Consider the following 25,667-nt stretch of genomic DNA (forward strand, 5'->3'; position numbering starts at 1 on the left):
CGACGGAACATCGCAAGGAGGAGCGCGAGCCATGACCGGTGCTCAGGAGACCGTCGTCTACGAGATCGTCGACAGCCCGCTGGGCGAGCTCCTGCTGGTCGGGCGGGCGTCGGGCACGGCGAAGGGCGGCACCGCGCTGGCCTCTCTCTCGCTGCCGGGGCAGAAGGGCCGCGCAGTCGTCCAGGGAGACTGGCGCCGCGATCCGGCGGCGTTCGAGGAGATCGGGCGTCAGTTGTCGTCGTACTTCTCGGGCCGGCTGACCCGCTTCGAGCTCGAGTACGCGGACGGCGGGACCGATTTCCAGCGCCGTGTCTGGAAGGCGCTGGAAGACGTCCCCTACGGACGGACCACCACCTACAAGGAGATCGCCGCGCAGGTCGGCACTTCCGCGGTCGGTGTGCGGGCCGTGGGGACGGCGATCGGGCGCAATCCGCTGCTCGTGGTGCGTCCGTGCCACCGGGTGATCGGCGCGGACGGCGCCCTGCGGGGATACGCGGGCGGACTCGAGTCGAAGGCGCGGCTCCTCGGGCTCGAGGGCGCGCTGGTGCCGTGACGGGGCCGGTGGCATGAGCGGAGCACTGTCCCCCGTGACCGGGCGGTCGTGGCCCCGGGCGCGGTGCATGTGCCCGGCCGGCTGCTCGTCGGGCGTCAGCGGGAACTGGTGGACGCCTGCCGTGACTGGGCCCGCGGGCCGGTCCCGCTCCGTCACACCGTGCTGCGGGGCGGGGGCGTGATATCGGTGCCGGACGGTGTGCGTGGGCCGGCACTGGCAGCCGTACCGGTACTCGCGGACCGCGGACGAGGTGAACGGGGCGCCGGTCGCCCCGTTTCCCGGGTGGCTGGTGGCGTTGGGACGCGAGGCACTGGCCGAGGTCTACGGGGAGCATCGGGGGTACACCCCCGACACCGCGCTGATCAACTTCTACGTCTATCACGGTGTGCCGAAGGTGCTTCCGGCCACGGCCGATCCCGCTACCGGCATGAACGGCGGCCGCCTGAACATCACTTTGCGCGAGACCGGGCTGACGGGCTGATCCCGCGCGGGCGGCAGCCCGGTCAACGCGAGCGCGGGCGGCAGTCTCGGGTCAGCGCGAGCGCGAGTGGCCGAACAGGATCCGGTACGCGATCAGCAGGACGAGCGCGCCGCCGACGGCCGCGACCCAGGTCGGTCCGTCGTAGAACTGGTTGGCGATCTCCCGGTCCAGGTAGCGGGAGGATATCCAGCCGCCGATGAAGGCTCCGGCGACACCTATGAGCGTGGTGCCGACCAGCCCTCCCGGGTCGCGTCCGGGCAGCAGGATCTTGGCTATCGCTCCGGCCAGCAGTCCGAGAACGATCCAGCCGATGATTGTCATCGAAGCGAACCCGCCTTTCATGGGGAGTTGTTGTCGGGGACGTGCACGGGCGGCGCCGCGGTTGCGGTGATCAGTATGGTGCGGCGTATGACACAGGAGTTGCGACGGTCGCTGGGGGTTCTCGACGCCGTTGTGATCGGTCTTGGATCGATGATCGGTGCGGGGATCTTCGCGGCTCTCGCGCCGGCGGCGCGGGCTGCCGGTTCCGCCCTGCTGCTCGGTCTCGCCCTCGCGGCAGTGGTGGCCTACTGCAACGCCATGTCGTCGGCACGCCTGGCCTCCTTGTACCCCGCGTCAGGCGGCACCTATGTGTACGGACGGGAGCGGCTGGGAGAGTTCTGGGGGTACTTGGCAGGCTGGGCGTTCGTGGTCGGTAAGACGGCTTCGTGTGCGGCGATGGCTCTGACCGTCGGCGCGTACGCCTGGCCGGAGCACGCGAACGCGGTGGCGGTCGCCGCGGTGGTGGCGCTGACTGCCCTGAATTACGGCGGTGTTCAGAAGTCGGCGCTGCTGACACGGCTGATCGTGGCTGTGGTGCTGGCGGTTCTCGCGGCGGTCGTGGTGGTCTCCCTCGGTACCGGACATGCGCGCTTCGAGCACTTGGAGCCGGCGGGTGACGCGTCGGCCGCCGGGGTGCTTCAGGCGGCGGGGCTGCTCTTCTTCGCGTTCGCCGGGTACGCCCGGATCACCACCTTGGGCGAGGAGGTCCGGGATCCGGCACGCACCATCCCACGGGCCGTGCCGCTGGCCCTGAGCATCGCGCTGGTCGTCTATGTGTGTGTCGCTGTCGCCGTCCTCTCAGTGCTGGGTGCGGGGGAGCTCGGGCAGGCGACGGCGCCGCTCGCCGAGGCCGTGCGTGCCGCAGGGGTTCCCTGGCTGGCGCCTGTTGTGCGTGTGGGCGCCGCCGTGGCGGCGCTCGGATCGTTGCTCGCTCTGATTCTCGGCGTCTCGAGGACGACGCTCGCGATGGCCCGGGACGGCCATCTGCCGGGAGCACTGGCCACCGTTCATCCGCGGTTCCAGGTGCCGCACCGCGCGGAGGTCACTGTGGGGGTCGTCGTCGCGGTGGTGGCGGCGACCGTGGACCTGCGCGGGGCGATCGGCTTCTCGTCGTTCGGTGTGCTCGTCTACTACACAATCGCCAACGCCTCGGCCTGGACGCTGGGTTCCGGACGGCCCGGAGATACATCCGTTCGAGTGCTCTGGGCCGTGAGGCTGACGGCAGGGTGCGGGGTGGCGGGATGCCTGGCGTTGGCCTTCTCGCTGCCATTGACGTCCGTGATCACCGGGGCGGCGGTACTGGCCGGGGGTGCGGCGCTCTACGCGGCGCGGAACGGCGCTCGTACGGCCCGTAACGACTGATCAGCGGCCGCGGGAGGGCGGCGTGGGGTCGCGTCCGCCGCACCGGCCGGTCGGCCGGGCAGCGGCGGCCCGACGGACCAGATCGGGGCGCTCAACGCGCGGCGAACGGCTGATCGGTCGGGACGATCTCCCTGCCGAGCGGCATCAGCGACACCGGGATGAGCTTGAAGTTGGCGATGCCGAACGGGATGCCGATGATCGTCAGACAGAGAGCGAGGCCCGTGACGATGTGGCCCAGTGCCAGCCACCAGCCGGCCAGGACCAGCCACAGGACGTTGCCGACCAGGGACGGTGCGCCGGAGTCGCGGCGATCCGCCGTCGTGTAACCGAAGGGCCAGAGGGCGTAGACCCCGATACGGAACGACGCCAGCCCGAACGGGATGCCGATGACGGTGATGCAGAGGATCAGCCCCGCCACCAGATACCCGAGGAACAGCCAGAAGCCGCTCAGGAACAGCCATATGACGTTCAGGATTGTCTTCATCGGCGAGGACCTGCCATCTGCTCGAGTCGGGCGATTCGTTCCGCCATCGGCGGGTGGGTCGAGAACATCTTGGTGAGGCCGCGGCCCGGTCCGAAGGGGTTGGCGATCATCATGTGGCTCGCAGTCTCGAGTCGCGGCTCCGGCGGCAGCGGGAGCTGCTTCGTACCGGCGTCCAGTTTGCGCAATGCGCCGGCCAGGGCCAGCGGGTCACCGGTGAGCTGGGAGCCCGACGCGTCCGCCTCGAACTCCCGCGAGCGGCTCACGGCGAGCTGGATGACGGACGCCGCCAGCGGGCCCAGCAGCATGAGCAGCAGCATGCCGACCAGGCCGGGTCCCTCGTCGTCGTCGGACCGGCCGATGGGGATCAGCCAGGCGAAGTTCACCAGGAACATCACCACGGAGGCGAGGGCCCCGGCCACCGAGGAGATGAGGATGTCCCGGTTGTAGACGTGGCTGAGCTCGTGGCCGATGACTCCCCGCAGCTCACGCTCGTCGAGGATGCGCAGGATCCCTTCGGTGCAGCACACCGCCGCGTTGCGGGGGTTGCGGCCGGTGGCGAACGCGTTGGGGGCCTGGGTCGGCGAGATGTAGAGCCGCGGCATGGGCTGCCGGGCCGCGGTGGAGAGCTCGCGGACCATGCGGTACAGGACGGGCGCCTCGAATTCGCTCACCGGGCGGGCGCGCATGGCGCGGAGGGCCAGCTTGTCGCTGTTCCAGTAGGCGTACGCATTGGTCCCGAGCGCCACGACGAGCGCGACGAGAAGCCCGGTCCGGCCGAAGAAGCTGCCGATGACGAGGATCAGTGCGGACAGTCCCCCGAGGAGTACGGCGGTTTTGAGCCCGTTGTGCCGGCGGTGCACGGTACGCCCTCCAGATGGTGCGGCAGGGGAACCCTTTGCGTGGTGCTCCACTCTCCAGTGGACCCTTCCGTACTGGTCAACGCCAGGCGAGGGGCACTGGTTCCCTTGCGCTCCCGGGGCCGCGTCACGGCCGTACAGGTGAGCCCGCTGAGCGGGCCGGCCGGACAAGGATCCGGAAAAGGATCGCCGCGGCCAGGAGGGGGCCTAGAACAGGCTCTCCGCGGCGTACCGCAGGACCAGCTGTGGGTAGCCGGACAGGACGACGCCCACGGCCGCGGTGAGGGCCACGGCGACAGAGACCGGAGCGGGAACCGTCTTCAAGGCAACCTCCCCCGCTGTCTGCGCCGCCTCGTCCGCTTCCGCCGCCTCGCGTGCCCGGAAGAGTACGGCTGTCCACTTCAGGTAGTAGTACAGGGCGATCACGACGTTGATGCCCATGACGACGGCCAGCCAGCCGAGACCCGCGTCCACGGCCGCGGAGAACACGGTCACCTTGGCGAAGAGGCCGACGATGCCCGGCGGCAGACCCGCGAGGCAGAGCAGGAAGAAACCCATGGCCAGCGCGACCAGCGGCTGCCGGTGGTACAGGCCGCGGTAGTCGGAGATGCGGTTGAGCGGCCGCGTACGGGCGACGACGGCCGCCACCGCGAACGCGCCCAGGTTCACCACGGCGTACATCAGCGCGTAGGCGACGGTCGCACCGATCTGGTCGTCGCTGGAGTACGCGGCGGCGGCGATCGGCACCAGCAGATACCCCGCCTGTGCCACGGAGGACCAGGCCAGCAGGCGCACCGCGCTCCACGTGCGTGTCGCGGACTGGCGCAACGCCGCGACATTGCCGGCCGTCATGGTCAGAGCGGCGAGGACCGCCATCGCGGGACCCCAGATGTCGGCGTACCCGGGGAAGGCGATCACGGTGACGAGGATGAGCCCGGTGAATCCGACGGCCTTGCCGACGACGGAGAGGTAGCCGGCGATCGGAAGCGGCGCCCCGACGTAGGTGTCAGGGACCCAGAAGTGGAAGGGGACGGCGGCGGTCTTGAAGGCGAAGCCGACGAGGGTCAGCGCGACGCCGGCCTTGGCGAGTGTGTCCAGTTGACCGGGGACGTCCTCCAGCCCGGCCGCCACCTGGGTGAGGTGCAGCGTTCCTGTGGCGGCGTACACGAAGCTGACGCCGAGGAGCGTCACGGCGGTCGCGGTGACGGAGGAGAGGAAGAACTTCAGGGCGGCTTCGCTGGAGAGCTTGTCGCCGCGCCTGAGGCCCACCAGCGCGAAGGCGGGCAGCGAGGCCACCTCGAGGGCGACCACGAGCGTCGCGAGGTCGCGAGAGGCGGGCAGCAGCGCAGCACCCGCGGCGGACGACAGCAGCAGGAACCAGAACTCGCCGGGCGGCAGCTTCTCCCGGGTGTCCGTCAGGGAGAGCAGCGCGGTCAGCAGCGCCCCGCCGAGCACCAGGAACTGGATCACCAGCGTGAATTGGTCGGCGGTGTAGCTGCAGACGTCCGGGTTGTCGGTCAGGCAGAAGGTCGAGCGGTCGCCCTTGCGCAGCGGCAGCAGCGCGGCCATCGACACGACGAGACCGGCGATCGCCACAGCGCCCAGGAGGGGCTTGCGCCGGTCGGCGACGAACAGGTCGGCGACGAGGACGACCAGCGCGACGACCGCGGTGATCGTGGGCGGCGCGATCGCCGCCCAGTCGACGGACTGGACGAGGCTGCTGGCGCCGTCGGCTGCCACGGTCACGACTTGCCTCCTGAGAGGAGCTTCTGCACGGCCGGGTCGGTGAGGCCGAGGAGGATCGCGGGCCACAGGCCGGCGATGACGGTGAGGGCCACGAGCGGGGACCAGGCCGCGAACTCGTACGCGCGGACGTCGGCGACCTGATCGGGCCGCTGCTCGCCCACGGCTTGCGGCAGCCTGCCGCCCATGCACACCCGGCGCACGACGACGAGCAGGTACGCGGCGGTGAGCAGGGTGCCGAACGCGCCGATCGACATGAAGGTGAGGAAAGCCGGGCGGCTGAGCCCGTCGGCGGGATCGAACGCTCCGAACAGCGCGAGCATCTCGCCCCAGAATCCGGCGAGTCCGGGCAGTCCGAGGGAGGCGACGGCGGCGAAGGCGAGCAGGCCGCCGAGGCGTGGCGCGCGACCGTACAGTGCGGCGCCGGTTGCGCCGGCGAGCGTGTCGAGGTCGGCGGTGCCGTAGCGGTCCTTGACCGCTCCGACCAGGAAGAACAGCAGGCCGGTGATGAGGCCGTGGGCGACGTTGGCGAAGAGTGCGCCGTTCACGCCGGTCGGTGTCATCGTCGCAATGCCGAGCAGCACGAAGCCCATGTGGCCGACCGACGAATACGCGATCAGGCGCTTCAGGTCACCGCCCGCGCCGCTGCGCGCGAGTGCCAGGCAGGCCAGGGAACCGTAGACGATGCCGACGGCTGCGAACGCGGCCAGGTACGGGGCGAAGGTCCGCATCCCGTCGGGCGCGATCGGCAGCACGATGCGGACGAAGCCGTACGTCCCCATCTTCAGCAGCACGCCGGCGAGGAGGACCGAGCCGACGGTCGGTGCGGCGGTGTGGGCGTCGGGGAGCCAGGTGTGCAGTGGCCACATCGGCGTCTTCACAGCGAGGCCGAGACCGATCGCCAGAACGGCGATGACCTGCACCGATGTGGTCAGTCCCCGGCCGCTGTCAGTGGCGAGTGCCACCATGTCGAATGTGCCGGCCTTCAGCCCGATCAGCAGGAGGCCGAGCAGCATGACCACGGAGCCGAGCAGCGTGTAGAGGATGAACTTCCAGGCGGCGGGCTGCCTTTCCTCGCCGCCCCAGCGGGCGATGAGGAAGTACATCGGGATGAGCACCATCTCGAAGGCCAGGAAGAACAGCAGCAGGTCGAGCACGGCGAAGGTCGCCAGGGTGCCGGACTCCAGGACCAGGAGCAGGGCGACGAAAGCCTTCGGGAGGGGCCCGTGGGCATGTTGAAGTAGCTGTACAGCGCACAGAGGAAGGTCAGCAGAGCCGTCAGCACGACAAGGGGGAGCGAGATGCCGTCGATGCCGAGGTGGATCCGCACGTCGAGTGCCGCGATCCAGCTGATGTCGGTCGTGGCCTGCATCTTGGACGGCTGGTCGTGGTCGAAGCCGAGCGCCAGGACGATCGCCGCGAGCAGGATCGCGCCGGTGACGGTCACGCCGTGGCGCAGCACCGCCTGGTCGGGGTTGCTGCCGCGCAGCCCGGGCGGGGCGGGCAGCAGAGCGGCCGCGGCGCCGACCAGCGGAGCGACGACGATGAACCCGAGAAGGAACTGCATCACGGACTCGCTGATATCGATCACGGCTCACGATCCGGCGTTGACGGTGGAAAGGACGACGGCGGCGATCGCCAGGACGACGGAGCCGGCGAGCAGCGCGCTCAGGTAGGTCTGGACGTTTCCGGTCTGGGCGCGCCGGACGGCCGTGCCGAGCCAGCGGGTGCCGGTGCCGGAGCCGCGCACGTAGGTGTCGACGACCTCCCGGTCCAGGAACCGGACCAGCTGGGCCGCGGCTCGCACGGGGCGGACGAACAGCACGGTGTAGATCGCGTCGACGTGGAAGCCGGCGGCGGCGTGGCGGTGGAGCGGGCCGAGCAGCAGCCGTGCGGGGTCGGCCGGGTCGTGGGCCGCCGCGATGTCGCCGTAGGCAGGGGTGTGGGTGGCGATGGCCTCGGCCTCCGAGAGGGCCGGTTCGGCGTCCGGGTGGGCGGCGACGGCGCCGATGGGGAGGCGGGCGGCAAGCGCGGTGGAGTGCCGCCAGGCCGCGTAGGTGACCAGGCCGCCGACGAGGGCGACGCCCGTGCCGAGGACGGAGGTGGTCAGCGTCGGGGTGAGCGCGTGGCCGTCGAACCAGCGGGGCAGCAGGCCGGCGGTCAGTCCGAAGGCGAGCGAGGGGACGGAGAGGACCCACAGCACGGTGGTCATCGACAGCGGCTGCCGACCGTGGTCGGGGGCTTCGGCTCCGCGGCCGCGGAAGGTCAGCAGCCACAGCCGGATCGCGTAGGCGGCGGTCAGGACCGCGGTCAGCAGCGCGGCGACGAGCACGAACCAGCCTGCGGTGGCGGGTGCTGTCTCCGAGTCGCCGAGGGCGGTGTGCTCGGCGGCCACGAGGACGGCTTCCTTGGAGAAGAAGCCGGCGAAGGGAGGGATCGCGGCGAGGGCGAGCAGAGCGACGGTCATCGTCCAGTAGGCGTCGGGGACGCGCTTGGCGAGGCCGCTCATCCGGGACATGGCGGCAAGCGAGTTGGTGCCGGCGGCATGGATGATCACGCCGGCGGCGAGGAAGAGCAACGCCTTGAACGCACCGTGGGACAGCAGGTGGAAGACGGCGGCGCCACGTTCACCGACCGCCAGGGCACCGGACATGTAGCCGAGTTGCCCGATGGTCGAGTAGGCGAGGACGCGTTTGATGTCGTCCTGCGCGAGGGCGGCGAGCGCCGACCCGATCATCGTCACGGCCGCCATGACAGCGAGCACGGTCATCGCCGCGGCGGAGGCCGCGAAGAGAGGAAGGAGCCGCGCCACGAAGTAGATACCGGCGGCGACCATCGTCGCGGCGTGGATCAGCGCGGAGACGGGCGTGGGGCCCGCCATCGCGTCGGGGAGCCAGGTGTGCAGCGGGAACTGCGCCGACTTGCCGGCGACACCGGCGAGAAGGAGCAGCGCGATGAGCGTGGGGTGCTCGATGGCGTCGGCGGCGACGGCTCCGAGGATCCCGGTGATCCGGAAGGTGCCCGCGTCCACCGCGAGGGCGAACAGACCGATCAGGAAGGGGACATCGCCGAGCTTGGTGACCAGGAAGGCCTTGAGGGAGGCGGCGCGCGCCTCGGGAGTCTCCCAGTAGTGGCCGACGAGGAAGTACGAGCAGATGCCCATGATCTCCCAGCCGACCAGCAGCACCATCAGGTCGCCGGAGTAGACGACGAGCAGCATGGCGGAGGTGAACAGCGAGACGAGAGCGGCGTACGAGGGGTAGCGCGGGTCGTCGCGGAGGTAGCCCGTCGAATAGATCTGCACGCACGAGGCGACAACGCCGACGAGGATCGCGACGAGCGCCGCGAAGCCGTCGATATGCAGGGCGAGATCGATCGGGACCGAGCCGGTCGGGGTGAGCTCCGTGGACGCGTCGATCGCCTTGCCGCCGTCCTGGCGTACGGCGACGACGACGGCCAGCACGGCCGCGGCGAGCGTCGGAAGGACGGCTAGCGGACGGACGAAGCCGGGCGCGGTGCGGCCGAGGAGCAGTCCGGCCGCCGCGCCCAGGAACGGAAGGAGGGGGACGAGCACGGCGAGGGTCGTGGTGGTCACGCGGTGGCCTCGGCCTTCTCCTCGCGGTCGGTGGGTGTTTCGCCGTGCGGACCGGGCGCGTCGGGTCCGTGCGCCGTCTCCGCGGTGTCACGCAGGCGGTCGACGTCGGAGCTGCCGCGGTTGCGGTAGACCATCAGCACGATCGCCAGTCCGATGCCGATCTCGGCGGCGGCGATGGCGATGATGAAGAGAGTGAGCGCCTGGCCGGCGTGCAGGGTGTCGCGGAGCCAGACGTCGAAGGCGACGAGATTGAGGTTGACGGCGTTGAGCATCAGCTCGACGGACATCAGGACGAGGATCGCGTTGCGGCGGGCGAGCACCCCGTACAGCCCGACGCTGAAGAGGAGCACCGCGAGCACGGCTGGATAGGCGAGGTGCATCAGCTGTTCCCCTCTCGGGCCGGTCGGTCCGCACGGCCCGCCGGGGTGTCCTTGCCTCTTCCGACGGTCGGAGCTGTCCGGGACGCCGGGACCGTGCCGGGCTCCTCACCGTCCTTGCGGGACAGGACGATCGCGCCGATGAGGGCGGCGAGCAGCAGTACGGAGAGCGCCTCGAACGGCAGCACCCAGTGCCGGAAGAGGATCTCGCCGGACACCTTCGTGGAGCCCTGGGCCGGTCCGTCCAGGTCTATCCAGGTGGTGCGGAAGGCATCGACGACGACCCACACGAGGGACGCGGCGGCGACGGCGGCCACCGCCAGGGCGACCCACCGGTTGCCCGAGTCGGCGTCCGGCGAACGGCCGATGGGCGCCTTGGTGAGCATCAGACCGAAAAGCAGGAGGACGACCACGGAACCGACATAGATCAGAACCTGCACCCAGGCGATGAACTCCGCGGTGAGCAGGAGGTATTCGACGGCGAGGCCACCGAGCGCCACGACCAGCCAGAGGGCGGCATGCACCAGTTGCCGGGTCGTGACGGTGATGACGGCCGCGCCGAGCGTGACCACGCCCACGAGCAGAAAGGCGATCTCGACACCGGCAGGGGAAAGGAAACCGTGCGTCGCGGCTGCGGCGAACGTCATGCCGGACCTCCCTGGCCCGAATCCGGGCCGCTTTCGTCAGCGGGGCGTTCACCGCCGGCCGGCGGAACGCCGCCAGCGCCCGGCGGGGTGCTCGGGCCCGGCGGGGTGTTCGCGTCCGCCTCCGCAGCGGCGAGCTTCTCCGCCGTCTTGCGGGCGGCGCCGATCTCCTTCGGTTCCTCGGCGCCCGGGTCGAGTGCCGGGGGCGCGGGCACCGTCCACATCCACTCGCGGAGCTTGTCCCGCTCGTGGGTGAGTTCGCGGATGTCCGTCTCCGCGTACTCGAACTCGGGCGACCAGAACAGCGCGTCGAAAGGACAGACCTCGATGCAGATGCCGCAGTACATGCACAGGGAGAAGTCGATGGCGAACCGGTCGAGGACGTTGCGGCTGCGTTCGCGGCCACCGGGTACCGCCGCCGGCACGGTCTCCTTGTGGGAGTCGATGTAGATGCACCAGTCGGGGCACTCACGGGCGCAGAGCATGCAGACCGTGCAGTTCTCCTCGAACAGGCCGATGACGCCGCGCGAGCGGGGCGGGAGTTCGGGCTGGACATCGGGGTACTGGGCGGTGACGGTCTTCTTCGTCATCGTCCGCAGGGTGACGGCCAGGCCCTTGGCGAGCCCGGAGCCGGGGATCGGAGACACGTCTAGATCACCACCTTGACGATGCCGGTGAGGGCGATCTGGGCAAGAGCGAGCGGGATGAGGACCGTCCATGCGAGCTTCTGCAACTGGTCCTCACGCATGCGGGGGTACGTCACCCGCAGCCAGATGACGATGAACGCGAGCACGGCGGTCTTGAGCAGGGTCCACACCCAGCCGAGGCCTTCAGCGCCGAACGGACCGTGCCAGCCGCCCAGGAAGAGGACGGTGGTGAGGCCGCACAGCACGACGATGCCCGCATACTCGGCGAGGAGGAACAGCGCAAAGCGAAGACCGGTGTATTCGGTGTAAGCGCCGAAGATGATCTCGGAGTCGGCGACGGGCATGTCGAACGGCGGCCGTTGAAGCTCGGCGAGACCGGCGACGAAGAAGACGATGGCGCCCACGATCTGCCAGGGCAGCCACCACCACTCGAAGGCGTTGAGGATGCCGGGCAGCGACACCGTCCCGGCCGCCATGGCGACGGAGGCGGCGGTCAGCAGCATCGGCAGCTCGTACGCGAGCAACTGGGCGGCGGTACGCAGGCCGCCGAGCAGGGAGAACTTGTTGGCCGAGGCCCAGCCGGCCATCAGCGAGCCGAGCACACCGACGCCCATGACGGCGAGGACGAAGAAGATGCCGGCGTCGACGACCTGGCCGACCGCGCCCTCGCTCGGGCCGATCGGGATCACGACGAGGACGAGGAGGTAAGGAAGGAGCGCCACGGCGGGAGCGAGCTGGAAGACGCGGCGGTCGGCCTCGGCCGGCACCACGTCCTCCTTCTGCGCGAACTTCACACCGTCCGCCACGAGCTGGGCCCAGCCGTGGAAGCCACCGGCGTACATGGGACCGAGACGGCCCTGCATGTGGGCCATCACTTTGTGCTCGGTCTGTCCGATGACGAGGGGGAGGACGAGGAACACGGCGAAGACGACGAGGAGCCGGAAGGCGACGTCGAGTGCGTCGTTCACGCGGGGTCGCCTCCGGCAGGTCGGTTCGCCTCGTCGTCGTCCGGTCCGTCGGCGGATCCGGGCGCGGGCGTGGATGGGGGTGAGGGTGTGGGGTCCTCCGGTTCGGAGTCGCGTTCGGCTCCGGGGCCGGGTCCCGCGTCGTGTTCGGATCCGGCGTCGCGTTCGGTTCCCGCGCCGCGTGCGGGTCCCGCTTCGGGCGCGGGTCCCGCCGCAGGTACGGGTCCCGCCGCGGGCTCGGGCCTGGCTTCGGGTCCCGCGTCGCGTTCGGTTACCGCTTCCGGCTCGGCTTGCGCCGTGGGCCCGGGTTCCGCCGCAGGTCCGGGTTCCGCCGCGGGCTCGGTGCCGGGTTCGGCTCCAGCCGCGGTCCCAGGGGTGACGTCCTTGCCGGCGGGCGGCTCGGGGCCGGTCTCCGGGTCCTCGAAGGCCGGGCGGGCGTGGTGCCACGGCGCGTCGGAGCTCCGGGAGCGCGGCGGCGTCGTGGGCTCGTCCGGTCCTGTGGGTCGACCCTTCTCCGGTGCGCCCGGCACGCCCGGTGCGCCGGCCGCCTCCGGTGCCGTGGACGGCTCGGGTGAGCCCGTCCGCCCGGCCGGCGGCGTGGTCCCGGTGCCGGCCTGGGAGGCGGAGCCCTGGCTCGCGCTACGGGGCCGCCGCGGTGCGGCCGCAGGCGTCTCGGCCTGGGACGCCGAGCCCTCACTCGCGCTACGGGACCGCCGCGGTGCGGCCGCAGGCGTCTCGGCCTGGGACGCCGAGCCCTCGCCGGCGCTGCGGGTGCGGCGCGGCGGACGCTCGCCCGCGCCTGCCGCGGCTGCGCCGGCGCGAGGCGTGCGGGCGGGTCGTGCGGGGGCGGGCGGGAGCTGGCCCTTGAGGGGGCCCCATTCGTTCGGGTCCGGGACGCCCGGCGGCAGCATCTGGCGGCGCTTCGGCCCGCCGTGCTCGGACTCCCCCGGTTCCTTGGCGCCGGGCCAGGCCTTGGCGACCCGGGCGGCGAGCACGAAGTCCTTGCGCAACGGGTGCCCCTCGAAGCCGTCCGGCAGCAGCAGCGGCACCTGGTGCGGATGGCCGGTGAAGTCGACGCCGAACATCTCGTGGGTCTCGCGCTCGTGCCAGCTCGCGCCCGCGTAGACGTCGACGGCCGACGGCAGGGACGGGGCGCCGTGCGGGACGGTCGTGCGCACCAGCAGCCGGCGGACCGCACGGCCCTCCAGCGAAACGACGTGCGCGCAGATCCGGAATCCGGTGCCCGGCTCGTCGACGGCGCTGAGCCAGTCGAAATAGGTGCAGCCCAGCTTGTCGCGGGCGATCTCCAGAGCGGCGATCCAGGAGCCGACGGGGACGTCGACGGTGAGCAGTTCGTAGGTCCGCTCGGCTGTCGCCTCCTCGCCGAAGATCTCGGTGACGGCGTCGGGGAGGCTGTCGTACAGGTTCACCGCTCCCCCTCCGGCCCGGATTCGGTTCCCGAGTCAGCCTTGGACTCGGCCTCGGCCTCGGCCTCCGCCTTGGACTCGGCCTCGGGCTCTGCCGGCGGCGGAGTGATCAGGCCGCTCCGCAGGGCCGCGGTGGAGGGCCGGGCAGCGCCGGTCTTCTCCCCGCCGTGTCCGTAGCGTTCGTCGAGCGACTCCCGGGCGATCTTCTCCTGGAGCTTGAGGATGCCCTGGAGCAGCGCCTCGGGGCGTGGCGGGCAGCCGGGCACGTAGACGTCGACGGGGATGATCTGGTCGACGCCCTTGGTGACGGAGTAGGAGTCCCAGTACGGGCCGCCGCAGTTCGAGCAGGCGCCGAAGGAGATGACGTACTTCGGCTCGGGCATCTGCTCGTACAGGCGCTTCACCGCGGGGGCCATCTTGTCCGTGACCGTGCCGGAGACGATCATCAGGTCCGCCTGGCGGGGGCCCGGCGCGAAGGGGATCACGCCGAGCCGGATGAAGTCGTGCCGGGCCATCGACGCCGCGATGAACTCGATCGCGCAGCAGGCGAGTCCGAAGTTGAAGACCCACAGGCTGTAGCGGCGCCCCCAGTTGAGGATCACCTTCATCGGTTCCGGGGCCAGACGCGCGAGGGCGCCCAGTCGCCGGGGCTCCGGCAGGAGCTCGGGGGCCGGGACCGGAGTCGGGGCCGAAGCCGGGCTCGAAGCCTGGTTCGAGGTCTGGTTCGAGGTCGGGGTCACGTCCATGTCAGGACCCCCTTCTTCCATGCGTAGAGCAGTCCCACGGCCAGGAAGCCGAGGAAGATGAACATCTCCACGAGCGTCGTCGCGCCGTAGCCGTCGGCGGCGAACACCGTCGCCCACGGGAAGAGGAAGATCGAGTCGACCGCGAAGATCACGTACAGGAAGGCGTAGACGTAGTAGCGGACCTGGGTGTGTGCCCAGCCCTCGCCCACCGGGTCGACACCGCATTCGTAGGTCAGCAGCTTCTCCGGCGTCGGGACGACGGGGCGCAGCAGCCGGCCCGCGGTGAAGGCGACAGCGACGAACAGCACGCCGATCAGCGCGAGCAGCCCCACGACGGAGTAGCTCCGGAAGTACTCCGTCGCGAGCGCGACTCCGGTCGGTTCCGGCACGTCCGTCCCCTCGCTCCCTGACCCAGTCGACCTTGTCGGTGCGTTGTCGTCGTCGTTGCTTCATCGTCGTTGCTTCGTCGCCACGTCGCGCTTCGTTGCGCTTCGTCGCGCTTCGTTTCGTCGCTACGACTGTGCTTGTCGCCGCTCCGCCGATTCCTACGCACGCTCTGTACGCACGGGAGTCTAGGCCCTGCTAAAGAGAGCGTAAGCAGTCGTGTCACGCATCGGTCGGCCTCCGGGTGGGGTTATCCCTACTTCGCCCCACCCATGTACCCCATGGCGTACGGCGGTCCCGCCCGGCAGGCTTGCCCTCATGACCGCGAGCATCACCGCCCCCGACAACGACCGGCCGCCTCCCGCGCGCTTCGCCTTCGACCGCCACACGTGGAAGGAGATCGCGCATCTGCTGGCCAACCTGCCGATCGCGCTGCTCGGGTTCGTCTATGTGACGGTGACGATCAGCGTCGGCGCCGGCCTCTCCGTGACGGTGATCGGGATGCCTCTGCTGGCTCTCGGCCTCATGGGGGCCCGCGGCATCGGCAAGGCGGAACGGGCGCGGGCCCGCGCCCTGCTCGGGGTACGGATCGACGAGCCCAGCCCGCTGCCCGGTCCGGCGCACGGTGAGGGCGTGATCGCGTCGGTGTGGTCCCGGCTGAAGGACCCGGTGGCCTGGCGCTCGGTGCTGTACTCGTTCATCCGGCTGCCGTGGGGCGTCCTCACCTTCACCGTCATGGTGGTGGGTCTCTTCGTCCTGTGGCCCGTGCTCCCCTTCATCGCGCGCGGGCTGTCCAACGCGGACCGCGCGATGGCGCGAGGACTGCTGTCGCCGTCCGACGAACTGGAACGGCGCATCGCCGAGTTGGAGTCGGACCGCGGGGTCGTCGTGGACACGGCCGCGGCGGACCTGCGCCGTATCGAAAGGGACCTCCACGACGGCGCTCAGGCCCGGCTGGTCGCGCTCGCGATGGGGCTCGGCCTCGCCAAGGAGAAGCTTCTCGAGGACCCGGACGCGGCGGCCGCGATGGTGGACGAGGCACACGGCGAGGTGAAGCTCGCGCTGCAGGAACTGCGCGACCTGGCCCGGGGCATCCACCCTGCCGTACTGACGGACCGCGGCCTGGACGCGGCGCTTTCCTCGGTCGCGTCCCGCTGCACGGCACCGGTGACGGTCACCGTGAACCTCGACGAGCGTCCGGCGGCCGCGATCGAGGGCATCGCCTACTTCACCGTCTCCGAGTTGCTGCAGAACGTGAGCAAGCACGCGCGGGCGACCCGCGCCTCTGTGGACGTGTGGCGGTCCGGCGACCGTCTGTTGCTCCAGGTCATGGACGACGGCAAGGGCGGGGCGCGGCTCGACGGCGGTACCGGAATGGCCGGTCTCGCCGAACGGCTGGGCGCCGTGGACGGCCTCTTCGTCCTGGACTCACCCCCCGGCGGCCCGACGACGGTCACGGCGGAGCTGCCGTGGCGTGTCCGGGAGGCGAGCGAGGTCCGCGGAGCGCGCACCCACTGACGTTTCACGGACACCAGGTGCGCGCCGAGCGGGCCGCTCCCGGCCCGCGCGGACGCGTCGGCCCGGAACAGGCACCCGCCGCTCCCGCTCCCGCCGGCGAGTACCGGCGTTCGCCGGGTGGTGGGGAAAACCCCCCGCCCAAGACGGATACCGCCCTCATGGTGCGGAACCGGCCGCCACAGCAGGCTTATGGGTATGACAGCCCGCTTCGCAGATCGGACGACTTCGATGGCCACGGACCACGGATACGGCTCTCCGGCGCGCCGGGACCATTTCCTCCCTCCCGTACTGCGCGCTCCCTTCGAGGGCCGTGCCTGGCGCGAGTTCGGTTACCTCGTGCTGAACCTTCCGCTCGCGACCGCGGTATTCGTGTTCGCGGTGACCATGACGTCGCTCGGCGCGGGCCTCCTCGTCACCTTCCTCGGCGTCCCCGTGTTCGCCGCCTCCCTCGCCGCCCTCCGCGGTTACGGAGCGCTGGAGCGCGCTCGCGCACGCGCCCTGCTCGATCTGGACGTGGCGGCGCCCGAGCCGGTGCTCAGCAGAGCGAGCGGACGCAAGAACGGTGTGGCGGCGTGGATGGGCGGCATCCTCAAGAGCGGGGTGTCCTGGCGGCACCTGCTCTACGCGTTCCTCCACTTCCCGTGGGCGGTCTTCGGCTTCTCGGTGTCCGTGACCCTGTGGGTGACCGGCTGGTCGCTGCTGCTCTACCCGCTGTGGCAGTGGATCTTCCCGATGTGGGCCGGTGTCGACGGCCTTCAGCTGTACGGGGACGGGACGCACAACTTCTATCTCGACACGCCCCTGGAGATCGCCGCCACCAGCGTCGTCGGCCTGCTGTTCACGCTCATGACGCCGTGGATCATGCGGGGTCTGACGAGCGTCGACCGGCTGATGGTGGCCGGGCTGCTCGGGCCGTCGCGGCTCGCGACCCGTGTCGTGGAGCTGGAGTCGGATCGTGGCGTGGTGGTGGACACCGCGGCGGCGGACCTCCGCCGCATCGAGCGCGATCTTCATGACGGCGCGCAGGCACGGCTCGTGTCGCTCGCGATGGATCTCGGCCTGGCGAAGGAGAAGCTGGCGGAGGACCCGCAGGCCGCGGCCCGGATGGTCGACGAGGCACACGGCGAGGTGAAGGTGGCGCTGCAGGAGCTGCGGGACCTCGCCCGCGGGATCCACCCGGCGGTGCTGACCGACCGCGGTCTGGACGCCGCGCTCTCCGCCATCGCCTCTCGCTGCACCGTCCCTGTGGCGGTGGAGGTGGACCTCGACTCGCGGCCGGCGCCCGCCATAGAGGGCATCGCCTACTTCACCGTCTCCGAGCTGCTGCAGAACGTGAGCAAGCACGCCCGGGCCACCCGCGCCTCGGTGGACGTGTGGCGTTCGGAGGACCGGCTGATGCTCCAGGTCAGGGACGACGGCAGGGGCGGCGCCGGACTGTCGGCCCGCAGCGGACTCGCCGGGCTCTCGGAGCGGCTGGGCGCCGTGGACGGCGTCCTGGCGGTCGACTCGCCCGCGGGCGGACCGACCACGGTGACCGCGGAGCTCCCCTGGCGCGGCTGATCCCCCAGAGCGTCCGATCCCCGGCGCGCGGCCGGCCCCCCGGCCCCCGGCCGGTTCCCCGTGCCCCGGGGCATGGTCCCGTCTGATCCCCCGCCTCTGCCGCGGCGACCTGGTTCGCCGCGGCAACCCTGTGCCCCCGCTTCTGCGTCCCCCGGTGCGGTGACCGGGAAAACCCGAGGCGGGCCCATGGGCGCTCTCGTCCTGGGATGCTGGGACGGGCAGGGTGGGAAACACATCAACAGGGGGACACGGGACTGTGGAGGACAGCGTGCGGGTGGTCATCGCCGAGGATTCAGTACTGCTTCGGGAGGGTCTGACCCGGCTGCTGACCGACCGGGGACACGACGTGGTCGCCGGGGTGGGTGACGCGGAGGCACTGATCAAGACGATCGACGAGCTGGCCGCACAGAGCGCGCTGCCGGACGTCGTGGTCGCGGACGTCCGTATGCCCCCGACGCACACCGACGAGGGTGTGCGCGCGGCGGTGCAGCTGCGCCGGGACCATCCCGGGGTCGGGGTGCTGGTGCTGTCCCAGTACGTGGAGGAGCAGTACGCCACGGAACTGCTGGCCGGGAGCAGCCGGGGGGTGGGCTACCTGCTCAAGGACCGGGTGGCGGAAGTGCGGGAATTCGTCGACGCCGTGGTGCGGGTCGCGCAAGGCGGTACCGCCCTGGACCCGGAGGTCGTGGCACAGCTGCTCGGCCGCAGCCGTAAGCAGGATGTGCTGGTCGGTCTCACCCCGCGTGAGCGTGAGGTGCTGGGTCTGATGGCCGAGGGCCGTACGAACTCGGCGATCGCCAAGCAGCTCGTCGTGAGCGACGGAGCGGTGGAGAAGCATGTCAGCAACATCTTCCAGAAGCTCGGGCTCTCCCCCAGCGAGGGCGACCACCGGCGCGTACTGGCGGTGCTGACGTACCTCAATTCGTGACGTCCGGTCGGCCGGGGGTCACGGGCCGCCGGCCGGCCGCACGCCGGGCCCGGCCGAGCAGGTCGTGGCCGCGGGCGCTCCGCCGGTCCTCGAGCGATGCGGTAGGCCCAGGGCCGGAGGATGAGGTGGGAGCGCGGCTTCCGGGAAGGCCGAGGGCAGGGAAAGCATGACGAACCAGGGCGTCACGGCGTCACCGCCGGCGTCCGACATGCGAGCGGTCCGGGGAAGGCGACCCTTACGGTCGTAGGGTGGCCAGTGGGACGGCCGGTGGGCCGGCCGGGCCCGAGGAACCGCCTCGAGGGAGGTCCAGTTCAGTGACCAGCAAGGTCAGTAGCCCGGCCGAGCAGGCCGATGAGGTCAACGGGTCCGACGAGGCCCTCGTCGGCGAGCAGCGCAGACGCGCCGGCGAAAAGGAGATCCGCCGTCTGGACCGGGTGATCATCCGTTTCGCGGGTGACTCCGGCGACGGTATGCAGCTCACGGGTGACAGGTTCACCTCGGAGACGGCGTCGTTCGGCAACGACCTCTCCACACTTCCCAACTTCCCCGCCGAGATCCGGGCGCCCGCCGGCACCCTGCCGGGCGTCTCCAGCTTCCAGTTGCACTTCGCCGACCACGACATCCTCACCCCTGGCGACGCGCCGAACGTGCTGGTCGCGATGAACCCGGCGGCCTTGAAGGCCAACATCGCCGATGTGCCGCGCGGCAGCGAGATCATCGTCAACACCGACGAGTTCGCGAAGCGGGCCATGGCGAAGGTGGGCTACGAGACCTCGCCGCTGGAGGACGGGTCGCTCGACGGCTACAGCGTCCATCCGGTGCCGCTGACGACGCTGACGATCGAGGCCCTGAAGGATTTCGGGCTGTCACGCAAGGAGGCCGAGCGCAGCAAGAACATGTTCGCGCTGGGGCTCCTGAGCTGGATGTACCACCGGCCCACGGAGGGCACGGAGGGCTTCCTGCGGCAGAAGTTCGCCAAGAAGCCGAACATCGCGGAGGCCAACATCGCGGCCTTCCGGGCCGGGTGGAACTTCGGCGAGACCACGGAGGACTTCGCGGTCTCCTACGAGGTGGCCCCGGCGAGCACGGCGTTCCCGACGGGCACCTACCGCAACATCTCCGGGAACCTGGCCCTGTCGTACGGGCTGATCGCGGCGAGCAAGCAGGCGGATCTGCCGCTCTACCTGGGCTCCTACCCGATCACTCCCGCGTCCGACATCCTGCACGAGCTGTCGAAGCACAAGAACTTCGGTGTACGGACGTTCCAGGCGGAGGACGAGATCGCCGGGATCGGGGCGGCGCTGGGCGCCGCGTTCGGCGGCTCGCTCGCCGTCACGACGACCTCAGGCCCCGGTGTGGCGCTCAAGTCGGAGACCATCGGGCTCGCGGTCTCGCTCGAGCTGCCGCTGCTGGTGGTGGACATCCAGCGTGGCGGTCCGTCGACGGGGCTGCCGACGAAGACGGAGCAGGCGGATCTGCTGCAGGCCATGTACGGCCGCAACGGTGAGGCGCCGGTGCCGGTGGTCGCGCCGCGCACGCCCGCGGACTGCTTCGACGCGGCGCTGGACGCGGCCAGGATCGCGCTGACGTACCGGACGCCGGTGTTCCTGCTCTCCGACGGCTATCTCGCGAACGGCTCGGAGCCGTGGCGCATCCCGGACGTCGACGAGCTGCCCGATCTGCGGGTGCAGTTCGCGACCGGACCGAATCATGAACTGGCCGACGGCACCGAGGTGTTCTGGCCCTACAAGCGCGACCCGCAGACCATGGCCCGCCCCTGGGCCGTGCCGGGCACGCCGGGCCTGGAACACCGTATCGGCGGTATCGAGAAGCAGGACGGCACCGGCAACATCTCGTACGACCCGGCCAACCACGACTTCATGGTCCGCACCCGCCAGGCCAAGATCGACGGCATCGAGGTCCCCGACCTCGACGTCGACGACCCCGACGGCGCGCGCACCCTCGTCCTGGGCTGGGGCTCCACCTACGGGCCGATCACGGCGGCGGTACGCCGGCTGCGCGCCACGGGCACCCCGATCGCCCAGGCGCATCTGCGCCATCTCAACCCGTTCCCGAAGAACCTCGGGGCGGTGCTGAAGCAGTACGACAAGGTCGTCGTGCCCGAGATGAACCTCGGCCAGCTCGCCGGCCTCGTCCGGGCGAAGTACCTCGTCGATGCACGCTCGTTCAACCAGGTCAACGGCATGCCGTTCAAGGCGCAGCAGCTCGCCCACGTCCTCCAGGAGGCCATCAATGACTGAGGCGCTCTCGCTGGTGCCCAAGGCCGAGGCCACGCAGTCCATGAAGGACTTCAAGTCCGACCAGGAAGTGCGCTGGTGCCCCGGCTGCGGCGACTACGCCGTTCTCGCGGCCGTGCAGGGCTTCATGCCGGAACTGGGGCTGGCGAAGGAGAACATCGTCTTCGTCTCCGGCATCGGCTGCTCGTCCCGCTTCCCGTACTACATGAACACCTACGGGATGCACTCGATCCATGGCCGCGCCCCTGCGATCGCCACCGGCCTGGCCTCGTCCCGCCGTGATCTGTCCGTCTGGGTGGTCACCGGCGACGGCGACGCGCTGTCCATCGGCGGCAACCACCTCATCCACGCGCTGCGCCGCAACGTCAACCTGAAGATCCTGCTGTTCAACAACCGGATCTACGGTCTCACCAAGGGCCAGTACAGCCCCACGTCCGAAGTCGGCAAGATCACCAAGTCCACGCCGATGGGCTCCCTCGACGCGCCGTTCAACCCGGTGTCGCTGGCGATCGGCGCGGAGGCCTCGTTCGTCGCCCGCACCGTCGACTCCGACCGCAAGCACCTCACCGAGGTGCTGCGCCAGGCCGCCGACCATCAGGGCACGGCGCTGATCGAGATCTACCAGAACTGCAACATCTTCAACGACGGCGCCTTCGAAGCCCTCAAGGACAAGGAGCAGGCGCAGGAGGCGGTCATCCGGCTCGAGCACGGTCGGCCGATCCGCTTCGGGGCCGAGGGCGGCAAGGGCGTGGTCCGCAACCCGTCCACCGGTGACCTCGAGGTGGTGGCCGTCACCGCGGAGAACGAGGCGGACATCCTCGTCCACGACGCCCACGCGGCGTCCCCGACCACGGCGTTCGCGCTCTCGCGGCTCGCCGACGCGGACACGCTCCATCACACCCCGATCGGTGTGCTCCGCAGTGTTCAGCGCCCGGTCTACGACACGCTCATGGCCGAGCAGCTCGACACCGCCGTGGAACAGCACGGCAAGGGCGACCTGGCCGCCCTGCTCGCGGGCAGCGACACCTGGACGGTCGTCGGCTGACGGTCGGCAGGTCTCACAGGGAGGCGGCGGCGCGTGCCTTCTCGTCGTCGTACGAGACGCGCGCCGCCTCCACGTCCGGCACCCGCCGCTCGCTCCAGCGGGCCAGCCCCCACACCTGTTCGGCGGCCTCCTTGCCGAGCGCGGTGAGCGAGTAGTCGACGCGGGGCGGGATGACGGGCTTGGCGTCACGGTGCACGAAGCCGTCGCGCTCCAGTGTCTGGAGGGTCTGGGCGAGCATCTTCTCGCTGACCCCGCCGATCTCCCTGCGCAGTTCGCTGAAGCGGTACGAGCGCTCCAGCAGGGCGGCCAGCACGAGGACGCCCCACCGGCTGGTGACGTGCTCGAGGATCAGCCTGGACGGGCACATCTCGTGGTTCACATCGGGAACGCGGAGCCGGTCGTCGTCGGCCCGGACATCACTTACAGCCATACCAGTACCTTACTTCAAAGTGGGTACTTACGAATAGTTAGTGCCTTCCCTAGGGTCGATCCGAAGCACGTCGAACCCCGTGAATCGGAGAAACCCGCATGAAGATCGTCGTGACCGGCGCCACCGGAGCCCTCGGTCGTCTCGTCGTCGAAGAGCTGCTCGCCACCGTCCCCGCCGAACGGGTCACCGCCGTCGTCCGCGACAAGCAGAAGGCCGCGGACCTCGCCGACCGCAGGGTCGAGCTGCGCATCGCCGACTACGACGAGCCCGCCACCCTCGACGGGGCCTTCCGCACCGGCGAGCGCGTCCTGCTCGTCTCCGGCAGCGAGGTGGGCCGCCGGGTGCCGCAGCACACCGCGGTGATCGGCGCGGCGAAGGCGGCCGGCGTCGCCCAGCTGGCGTACACCGGCGTCCTCGGCGGGCCCGAAGCGGATTTCGACCTGGCCGCCGAGCACCGGGCGACCGAGCAGCTGATCCTCGACTCGGGACTCCCGTACACCTTCCTGCGCAACGGCTGGTACACGGAGAACTACACCGCCGCGCTCTCCCCCGTCCTGGAGCACGGCGCGGTCGTCGGCAGCGCCGGTGACGGCCGGATCGCCTCCGCCACGCGGGCCGACTACGCCGCTGCCGCCGCGGCCGTGCTGACCGGCGAAGGACACCTGGGCCGGGCGTACGAACTGAGCGGTGACACGGCGTGGTCGCTGGCCGAGTACGCGGCCGAACTGTCGCGGCAGACCGGCCGCCCCATCACCTACAACGAGGTTCCGGCAGAGACCCATCTGTCGATCCTCACCGGAGCAGGGGTGCCGGAGCCGTTCGCCCGCATCCTCGTCGACGTCGACGACGCCATCGCGCGCGGCCGCCTGGCGCGGACCACCGGCGACCTGGCCCGGCTGGCCGGACGGCCCACCACGCCGCTCGCCGTCACGATCTCGGCAGCGCTGACCGGCGCCTGAGCGAACCGGCCCGCCCCCAAGATCCGTCATGACCGTATGGCGATACGGGCATGACATCCCACCCCTGCCGGGCGTACCTTCTTCGAGGGACGCGCGCACGGCGGGAGGGTCAGTGAAGTCGGAGAAGGAACAGCGGGCAGGACTGCTGTACGGGATCGGTGCCTACGGGATGTGGGGCCTGGTCCCGCTCTTCTGGCCGCTGCTCAAGCCGGCCGGCGCCATGGAGATCCTCGCCCACCGGATGGTCTGGTCCCTGGCCCTCGTGGGCATCGCCCTCCTGGCCCTCCGGCGGTGGGGCTGGATCCGCGAACTGGTCCGGCAGCCGCGCAAGCTGGGGCTCGTCGCCGTCGCCGCCGCGGTGATCACCGTCAACTGGGGCCTCTACATCTGGTCCGTGAACTCGGGCCACGTCGTCGAGGCGTCGCTCGGCTACTTCATCAACCCGCTGGTCACCATCGCCATGGGCGTGCTGCTCCTGAAGGAACGGCTCCGCCCCGCACAGTGGGCCGCCGTCGGCATCGGCCTCGCCTCGGTGCTGGTCCTGGCCATCGGCTACGGGCAGCCGCCGTGGATCTCGCTGACCCTCGCCTTCTCCTTCGCCACGTACGGACTCGTGAAGAAGAAGGTCAACATCGGCGGGCTGGAGTCACTGGCCGCCGAGACCGCCATCCAGTTCCTGCCGGCCATGGCGTTCCTCGTCTGGCTGGGCGCTGACGGCTCCGCGACCTTCGGCGTCCACGGCGCCGGGCACGCGGCGCTGCTCGCCGCGACCGGTCTGGTGACGGCCGTACCGCTGGTCTGCTTCGGCGCCGCGGCGATACGGGTCCCGCTCTCCACGCTGGGACTGCTCCAGTATCTGGCGCCGGTCTTCCAGTTCCTGCTGGGCATCCTCTACTTCCACGAGGCCATGCCTGCGGAGCGCTGGGCGGGCTTCGCCCTGGTGTGGCTTGCCCTGACCTGCCTGACCTGGGACGCGCTGCGCACCGCGCGCCGCAACAAGGCAGAAGCCCTGCGGCTGGCTGCCCGGGCGGCCGCCTCCGGCGCTGCGCCCGTGACCACCGGGCATGCCGGTGCCGCCGCGGCACACGCCGCGGACGGTCCCGCCTCCTGACACGGGCAGCGCCCTTACACCCCTCGGTCACGCCATGCGGCCGAGCCACGCCCACCAGGGCCCAAAGTCCACTCGAACGGCTCTGCTCCCGCTCTCTGCGCAGGCCGGGGCCTGCCGACCGGTGCTACCACCGGAAGTCCAGGCCCCGGTCAAACGGACCGCGGTAGTGCACAGAGCGGAGTGAGTGCGTCATGCAGCAACCCCTCGCGCTATCGGTCGACTTCGGCCAAGGCTTCAGTGACGCGTGGTCCGCCGTGGCCGAGTTCATCCCGAAGTTCATCGCTTTTCTGGTGATCCTGGTCATCGGCTGGTTCATCGCCAAGGCGATAGCCAAAGTGGCCGACAAACTGCTGCGCAAGGTCGGTTTCGAGCGGATGTCGGAGCGCAGCGGCCTCTCGAACACTCTCAGGAACTCCAATTACGACGCCACCGGGATCATCAGCAAGATCCTCTACTACGCGATTCTGCTGGTCGCCCTGCAACTGGCGTTCGGCGTGTTCGGACCGAACCCGATCAGCAACATGATCAACGGGGCTGTCTCCTGGATCCCGAAGGCCATCGTCGCCTGTGTCATCGTCGTCGTGGCCATGGCCATCGCGCGTGCCGTCCGCGACATCATCCAGGGCGCCCTGTCCGGGACCTCCTACGGCCGGACGCTGGGGACGATCGCCTGGGCCTTCATCGTGGCGCTCGGCGCGATCGCCGCGCTAAGCCAGGCCCAGATCGCGACCTCTGTCACCGGTCCCGTGCTCTGGGCCGTGCTCGCCGCGATGGCGGGCATCCTGATCGTCGGTGTCGGCGGCGGGCTCATCGGCCCCATGCGGGAACGCTGGGAGCGGTGGCTCGCGACGGCGGAGGCCGAGTCGGGCCGCGCCAAGGACACCATCAGCGCCTACCAGCGCGGTCGTGCCGACGCCGCCGCGGGCCAGCCCGCGGGCGAGCGGCAGACGACGCGACCGGGCATGGGCAGCCAGGACATGGGCCGCCAGGGCAAGGGTCCCGACTTCGGGCGGGACCCGGGCCCGGAGCAGCGGCGCGAGCGGGGCCGCGGCCCGGACTCGGGTCCGCAGCCGCCGCTCGGCAACGGCCGCGATCCCATGTGACGTGCGTGGGACGACCCGGGCGCTCCCTCGGCGGCCGGTGGCCGCCGAGGGAGCGCCCGCGGCATGTCCCAGGCAGGTCATGACCCGTGGATCAGCGGCCGGCAGCGTCATGCCCGCGGCTCACGGCCCAGCACGTCGCGCTCGCGGATCAGCCGGCCGGTAGGTCGTG

At 70.7% G+C, this 25,667-nt stretch carries 23 protein-coding genes and 2 pseudogenes; 11 read left to right on the forward strand and 14 right to left on the reverse strand.

Annotated features, from left to right (window positions below):
- Positions 1-31: 31 nt before the first annotated feature.
- Both GLX30_RS15360 and GLX30_RS15365 read left to right on the forward strand, forming a co-directional pair.
- Positions 32-553, forward strand: coding sequence for a methylated-DNA--[protein]-cysteine S-methyltransferase (locus tag GLX30_RS15360; RefSeq protein ID WP_159688632.1), 522 nt, complete (start codon positions 32-34; stop codon positions 551-553).
- Positions 554-616: 63 nt separating this feature from the next.
- Positions 617-1,034 (forward strand): annotated as a pseudogene (locus GLX30_RS15365) (alpha-ketoglutarate-dependent dioxygenase AlkB).
- A gap of 51 nt (positions 1,035-1,085) precedes the next feature.
- Here the strand turns inward: GLX30_RS15365 and GLX30_RS15370 are convergent.
- Positions 1,086-1,355, reverse strand: a complete 270-nt coding sequence (locus GLX30_RS15370) for a GlsB/YeaQ/YmgE family stress response membrane protein (RefSeq protein ID WP_159688636.1) — start codon at positions 1,353-1,355, stop codon at positions 1,086-1,088.
- 87 nt (positions 1,356-1,442) lie between these two features.
- On the opposite strand from GLX30_RS15370, the gene GLX30_RS15375 reads away from it, so the two are divergent.
- Entirely contained in the window at positions 1,443-2,717 is a 1,275-nt protein-coding gene (locus GLX30_RS15375; RefSeq protein ID WP_159688639.1) for an APC family permease, read from the forward strand.
- Between the two features lie 91 nt (positions 2,718-2,808).
- Here the strand turns inward: GLX30_RS15375 and GLX30_RS15380 are convergent, their stop codons facing one another.
- From GLX30_RS15380 to ndhC, 12 genes and pseudogenes are all read right to left on the reverse strand, one after another.
- Positions 2,809-3,201 (reverse strand): YccF domain-containing protein, encoded by a 393-nt coding sequence (locus GLX30_RS15380; protein ID WP_159688642.1) that lies wholly within the window; start codon positions 3,199-3,201, stop codon positions 2,809-2,811.
- Complete coding sequence (htpX, locus tag GLX30_RS15385) at positions 3,198-4,061, reverse strand: zinc metalloprotease HtpX (RefSeq protein WP_159688645.1); 864 nt, start codon at positions 4,059-4,061, stop codon at positions 3,198-3,200. Before htpX ends, GLX30_RS15380 begins: the two co-directional genes overlap by 4 nt.
- Positions 4,062-4,265: 204 nt before the next feature.
- Positions 4,266-5,804: an NADH-quinone oxidoreductase subunit N gene (locus tag GLX30_RS15390; protein WP_159688648.1), complete on the reverse strand. Its 1,539-nt coding sequence runs from the start codon at positions 5,802-5,804 to the stop codon at positions 4,266-4,268.
- Positions 5,801-7,392: pseudogene (locus tag GLX30_RS15395) on the reverse strand (NADH-quinone oxidoreductase subunit M). The gene GLX30_RS15390 and the pseudogene GLX30_RS15395 overlap by 4 nt, the downstream one beginning before the upstream one ends.
- A 3-nt stretch (positions 7,393-7,395) precedes the next feature.
- The gene (locus GLX30_RS15400; protein WP_159688651.1) at positions 7,396-9,396 is read right to left on the reverse strand and encodes an NADH-quinone oxidoreductase subunit L; all 2,001 of its coding nucleotides are present in this window, start codon (positions 9,394-9,396) and stop codon (positions 7,396-7,398) included.
- Positions 9,393-9,776: an NADH-quinone oxidoreductase subunit NuoK gene (nuoK, locus tag GLX30_RS15405; RefSeq protein ID WP_159688654.1), complete on the reverse strand. Its 384-nt coding sequence runs from the start codon at positions 9,774-9,776 to the stop codon at positions 9,393-9,395. Before nuoK ends, GLX30_RS15400 begins: the two co-directional genes overlap by 4 nt.
- Positions 9,776-10,420, reverse strand: coding sequence for an NADH-quinone oxidoreductase subunit J (locus GLX30_RS15410; RefSeq protein WP_159688657.1), 645 nt, complete (start codon positions 10,418-10,420; stop codon positions 9,776-9,778). The genes nuoK and GLX30_RS15410 overlap by 1 nt, the downstream gene beginning before the upstream one ends.
- Positions 10,417-11,064 (reverse strand): NADH-quinone oxidoreductase subunit I, encoded by a 648-nt coding sequence (locus tag GLX30_RS15415; RefSeq protein WP_159688660.1) that lies wholly within the window; start codon positions 11,062-11,064, stop codon positions 10,417-10,419. The genes GLX30_RS15410 and GLX30_RS15415 overlap by 4 nt, the downstream gene beginning before the upstream one ends.
- Positions 11,065-11,066: 2 nt before the next feature.
- A complete protein-coding gene (locus tag GLX30_RS15420; protein ID WP_159688663.1) occupies positions 11,067-12,032 on the reverse strand; it encodes a complex I subunit 1 family protein in 966 nt (321 codons plus the stop codon).
- Positions 12,029-13,459: an NADH-quinone oxidoreductase subunit C gene (locus GLX30_RS15425; protein ID WP_159688666.1), complete on the reverse strand. Its 1,431-nt coding sequence runs from the start codon at positions 13,457-13,459 to the stop codon at positions 12,029-12,031. Before GLX30_RS15425 ends, GLX30_RS15420 begins: the two co-directional genes overlap by 4 nt.
- Positions 13,456-14,202 (reverse strand): NADH-quinone oxidoreductase subunit B, encoded by a 747-nt coding sequence (locus GLX30_RS15430; RefSeq protein WP_244258161.1) that lies wholly within the window; start codon positions 14,200-14,202, stop codon positions 13,456-13,458. The genes GLX30_RS15425 and GLX30_RS15430 overlap by 4 nt, the downstream gene beginning before the upstream one ends.
- Entirely contained in the window at positions 14,193-14,591 is a 399-nt protein-coding gene (gene ndhC / locus GLX30_RS15435; protein ID WP_159688669.1) for an NADH-quinone oxidoreductase subunit A, read from the reverse strand. Before ndhC ends, GLX30_RS15430 begins: the two co-directional genes overlap by 10 nt.
- A gap of 313 nt (positions 14,592-14,904) precedes the next feature.
- Here ndhC and GLX30_RS15440 point away from each other — a divergent pair, with 313 nt between their 5' ends.
- The 5 genes from GLX30_RS15440 to GLX30_RS15460 all read left to right on the forward strand — a co-directional run bounded on the left by GLX30_RS15440 (position 14,905) and on the right by GLX30_RS15460 (position 21,895).
- Positions 14,905-16,104, forward strand: a complete 1,200-nt coding sequence (locus GLX30_RS15440) for a sensor histidine kinase (RefSeq protein ID WP_159688672.1) — start codon at positions 14,905-14,907, stop codon at positions 16,102-16,104.
- Between the two features lie 228 nt (positions 16,105-16,332).
- Positions 16,333-17,664, forward strand: coding sequence for a sensor histidine kinase (locus GLX30_RS15445; protein WP_159695055.1), 1,332 nt, complete (start codon positions 16,333-16,335; stop codon positions 17,662-17,664).
- Between the two features lie 268 nt (positions 17,665-17,932).
- Positions 17,933-18,592: a response regulator transcription factor gene (locus GLX30_RS15450; RefSeq protein ID WP_279632632.1), complete on the forward strand. Its 660-nt coding sequence runs from the start codon at positions 17,933-17,935 to the stop codon at positions 18,590-18,592.
- A 314-nt stretch (positions 18,593-18,906) separates the two neighbouring features.
- Positions 18,907-20,853 carry a 2-oxoacid:acceptor oxidoreductase subunit alpha gene (locus tag GLX30_RS15455; RefSeq protein ID WP_159688678.1) on the forward strand — a complete coding sequence of 649 codons (1,947 nt, stop codon included), beginning with the start codon at positions 18,907-18,909 and terminating at the stop codon, positions 20,851-20,853.
- Positions 20,846-21,895: a 2-oxoacid:ferredoxin oxidoreductase subunit beta gene (locus GLX30_RS15460; RefSeq protein ID WP_159688681.1), complete on the forward strand. Its 1,050-nt coding sequence runs from the start codon at positions 20,846-20,848 to the stop codon at positions 21,893-21,895. Before GLX30_RS15455 ends, GLX30_RS15460 begins: the two co-directional genes overlap by 8 nt.
- A gap of 13 nt (positions 21,896-21,908) precedes the next feature.
- On the opposite strand, the gene GLX30_RS15465 is transcribed toward GLX30_RS15460, so the two are convergent.
- Positions 21,909-22,325, reverse strand: coding sequence for a helix-turn-helix domain-containing protein (locus tag GLX30_RS15465; protein ID WP_159688684.1), 417 nt, complete (start codon positions 22,323-22,325; stop codon positions 21,909-21,911).
- A gap of 98 nt (positions 22,326-22,423) precedes the next feature.
- Here GLX30_RS15465 and GLX30_RS15470 point away from each other — a divergent pair, with 98 nt between their 5' ends.
- From GLX30_RS15470 to GLX30_RS15480, 3 genes are all read left to right on the forward strand, one after another.
- Positions 22,424-23,284 carry an SDR family oxidoreductase gene (locus GLX30_RS15470; RefSeq protein WP_159688687.1) on the forward strand — a complete coding sequence of 287 codons (861 nt, stop codon included), beginning with the start codon at positions 22,424-22,426 and terminating at the stop codon, positions 23,282-23,284.
- A gap of 112 nt (positions 23,285-23,396) precedes the next feature.
- Positions 23,397-24,395 (forward strand): EamA family transporter RarD, encoded by a 999-nt coding sequence (gene rarD / locus GLX30_RS15475; protein ID WP_159688690.1) that lies wholly within the window; start codon positions 23,397-23,399, stop codon positions 24,393-24,395.
- 191 nt (positions 24,396-24,586) lie between these two features.
- Complete coding sequence (locus GLX30_RS15480) at positions 24,587-25,498, forward strand: hypothetical protein (RefSeq protein WP_159688693.1); 912 nt, start codon at positions 24,587-24,589, stop codon at positions 25,496-25,498.
- The last annotated feature ends 169 nt before the right edge of the window (positions 25,499-25,667 follow it).

This window comes from Streptomyces sp. Tu 2975, from assembly GCF_009832925.1.
GTDB lineage: Bacteria > Actinomycetota > Actinomycetes > Streptomycetales > Streptomycetaceae > Streptomyces.

Coding starts and splice junctions, on each gene's coding strand:
- GLX30_RS15440 (WP_159688672.1), top strand. CDS start 14,905: ATGACCGCGAGCATCACCGCCCCCGACAACGACCGGCCGCCTCCCGCG.
- GLX30_RS15410 (WP_159688657.1), bottom strand. CDS start 10,420: ATGACGTTCGCCGCAGCCGCGACGCACGGTTTCCTTTCCCCTGCCGGT.
- GLX30_RS15480 (WP_159688693.1), top strand. CDS start 24,587: ATGCAGCAACCCCTCGCGCTATCGGTCGACTTCGGCCAAGGCTTCAGT.
- GLX30_RS15375 (WP_159688639.1), top strand. CDS start 1,443: ATGACACAGGAGTTGCGACGGTCGCTGGGGGTTCTCGACGCCGTTGTG.
- GLX30_RS15370 (WP_159688636.1), bottom strand. CDS start 1,355: ATGACAATCATCGGCTGGATCGTTCTCGGACTGCTGGCCGGAGCGATA.
- GLX30_RS15445 (WP_159695055.1), top strand. CDS start 16,333: ATGGCCACGGACCACGGATACGGCTCTCCGGCGCGCCGGGACCATTTC.
- GLX30_RS15465 (WP_159688684.1), bottom strand. CDS start 22,325: ATGGCTGTAAGTGATGTCCGGGCCGACGACGACCGGCTCCGCGTTCCC.
- nuoK (WP_159688654.1), bottom strand. CDS start 9,776: ATGCACCTCGCCTATCCAGCCGTGCTCGCGGTGCTCCTCTTCAGCGTC.
- GLX30_RS15460 (WP_159688681.1), top strand. CDS start 20,846: ATGACTGAGGCGCTCTCGCTGGTGCCCAAGGCCGAGGCCACGCAGTCC.
- GLX30_RS15380 (WP_159688642.1), bottom strand. CDS start 3,201: ATGAAGACAATCCTGAACGTCATATGGCTGTTCCTGAGCGGCTTCTGG.
- GLX30_RS15430 (WP_244258161.1), bottom strand. CDS start 14,202: ATGGACGTGACCCCGACCTCGAACCAGACCTCGAACCAGGCTTCGAGC.
- GLX30_RS15470 (WP_159688687.1), top strand. CDS start 22,424: ATGAAGATCGTCGTGACCGGCGCCACCGGAGCCCTCGGTCGTCTCGTC.
- GLX30_RS15360 (WP_159688632.1), top strand. CDS start 32: ATGACCGGTGCTCAGGAGACCGTCGTCTACGAGATCGTCGACAGCCCG.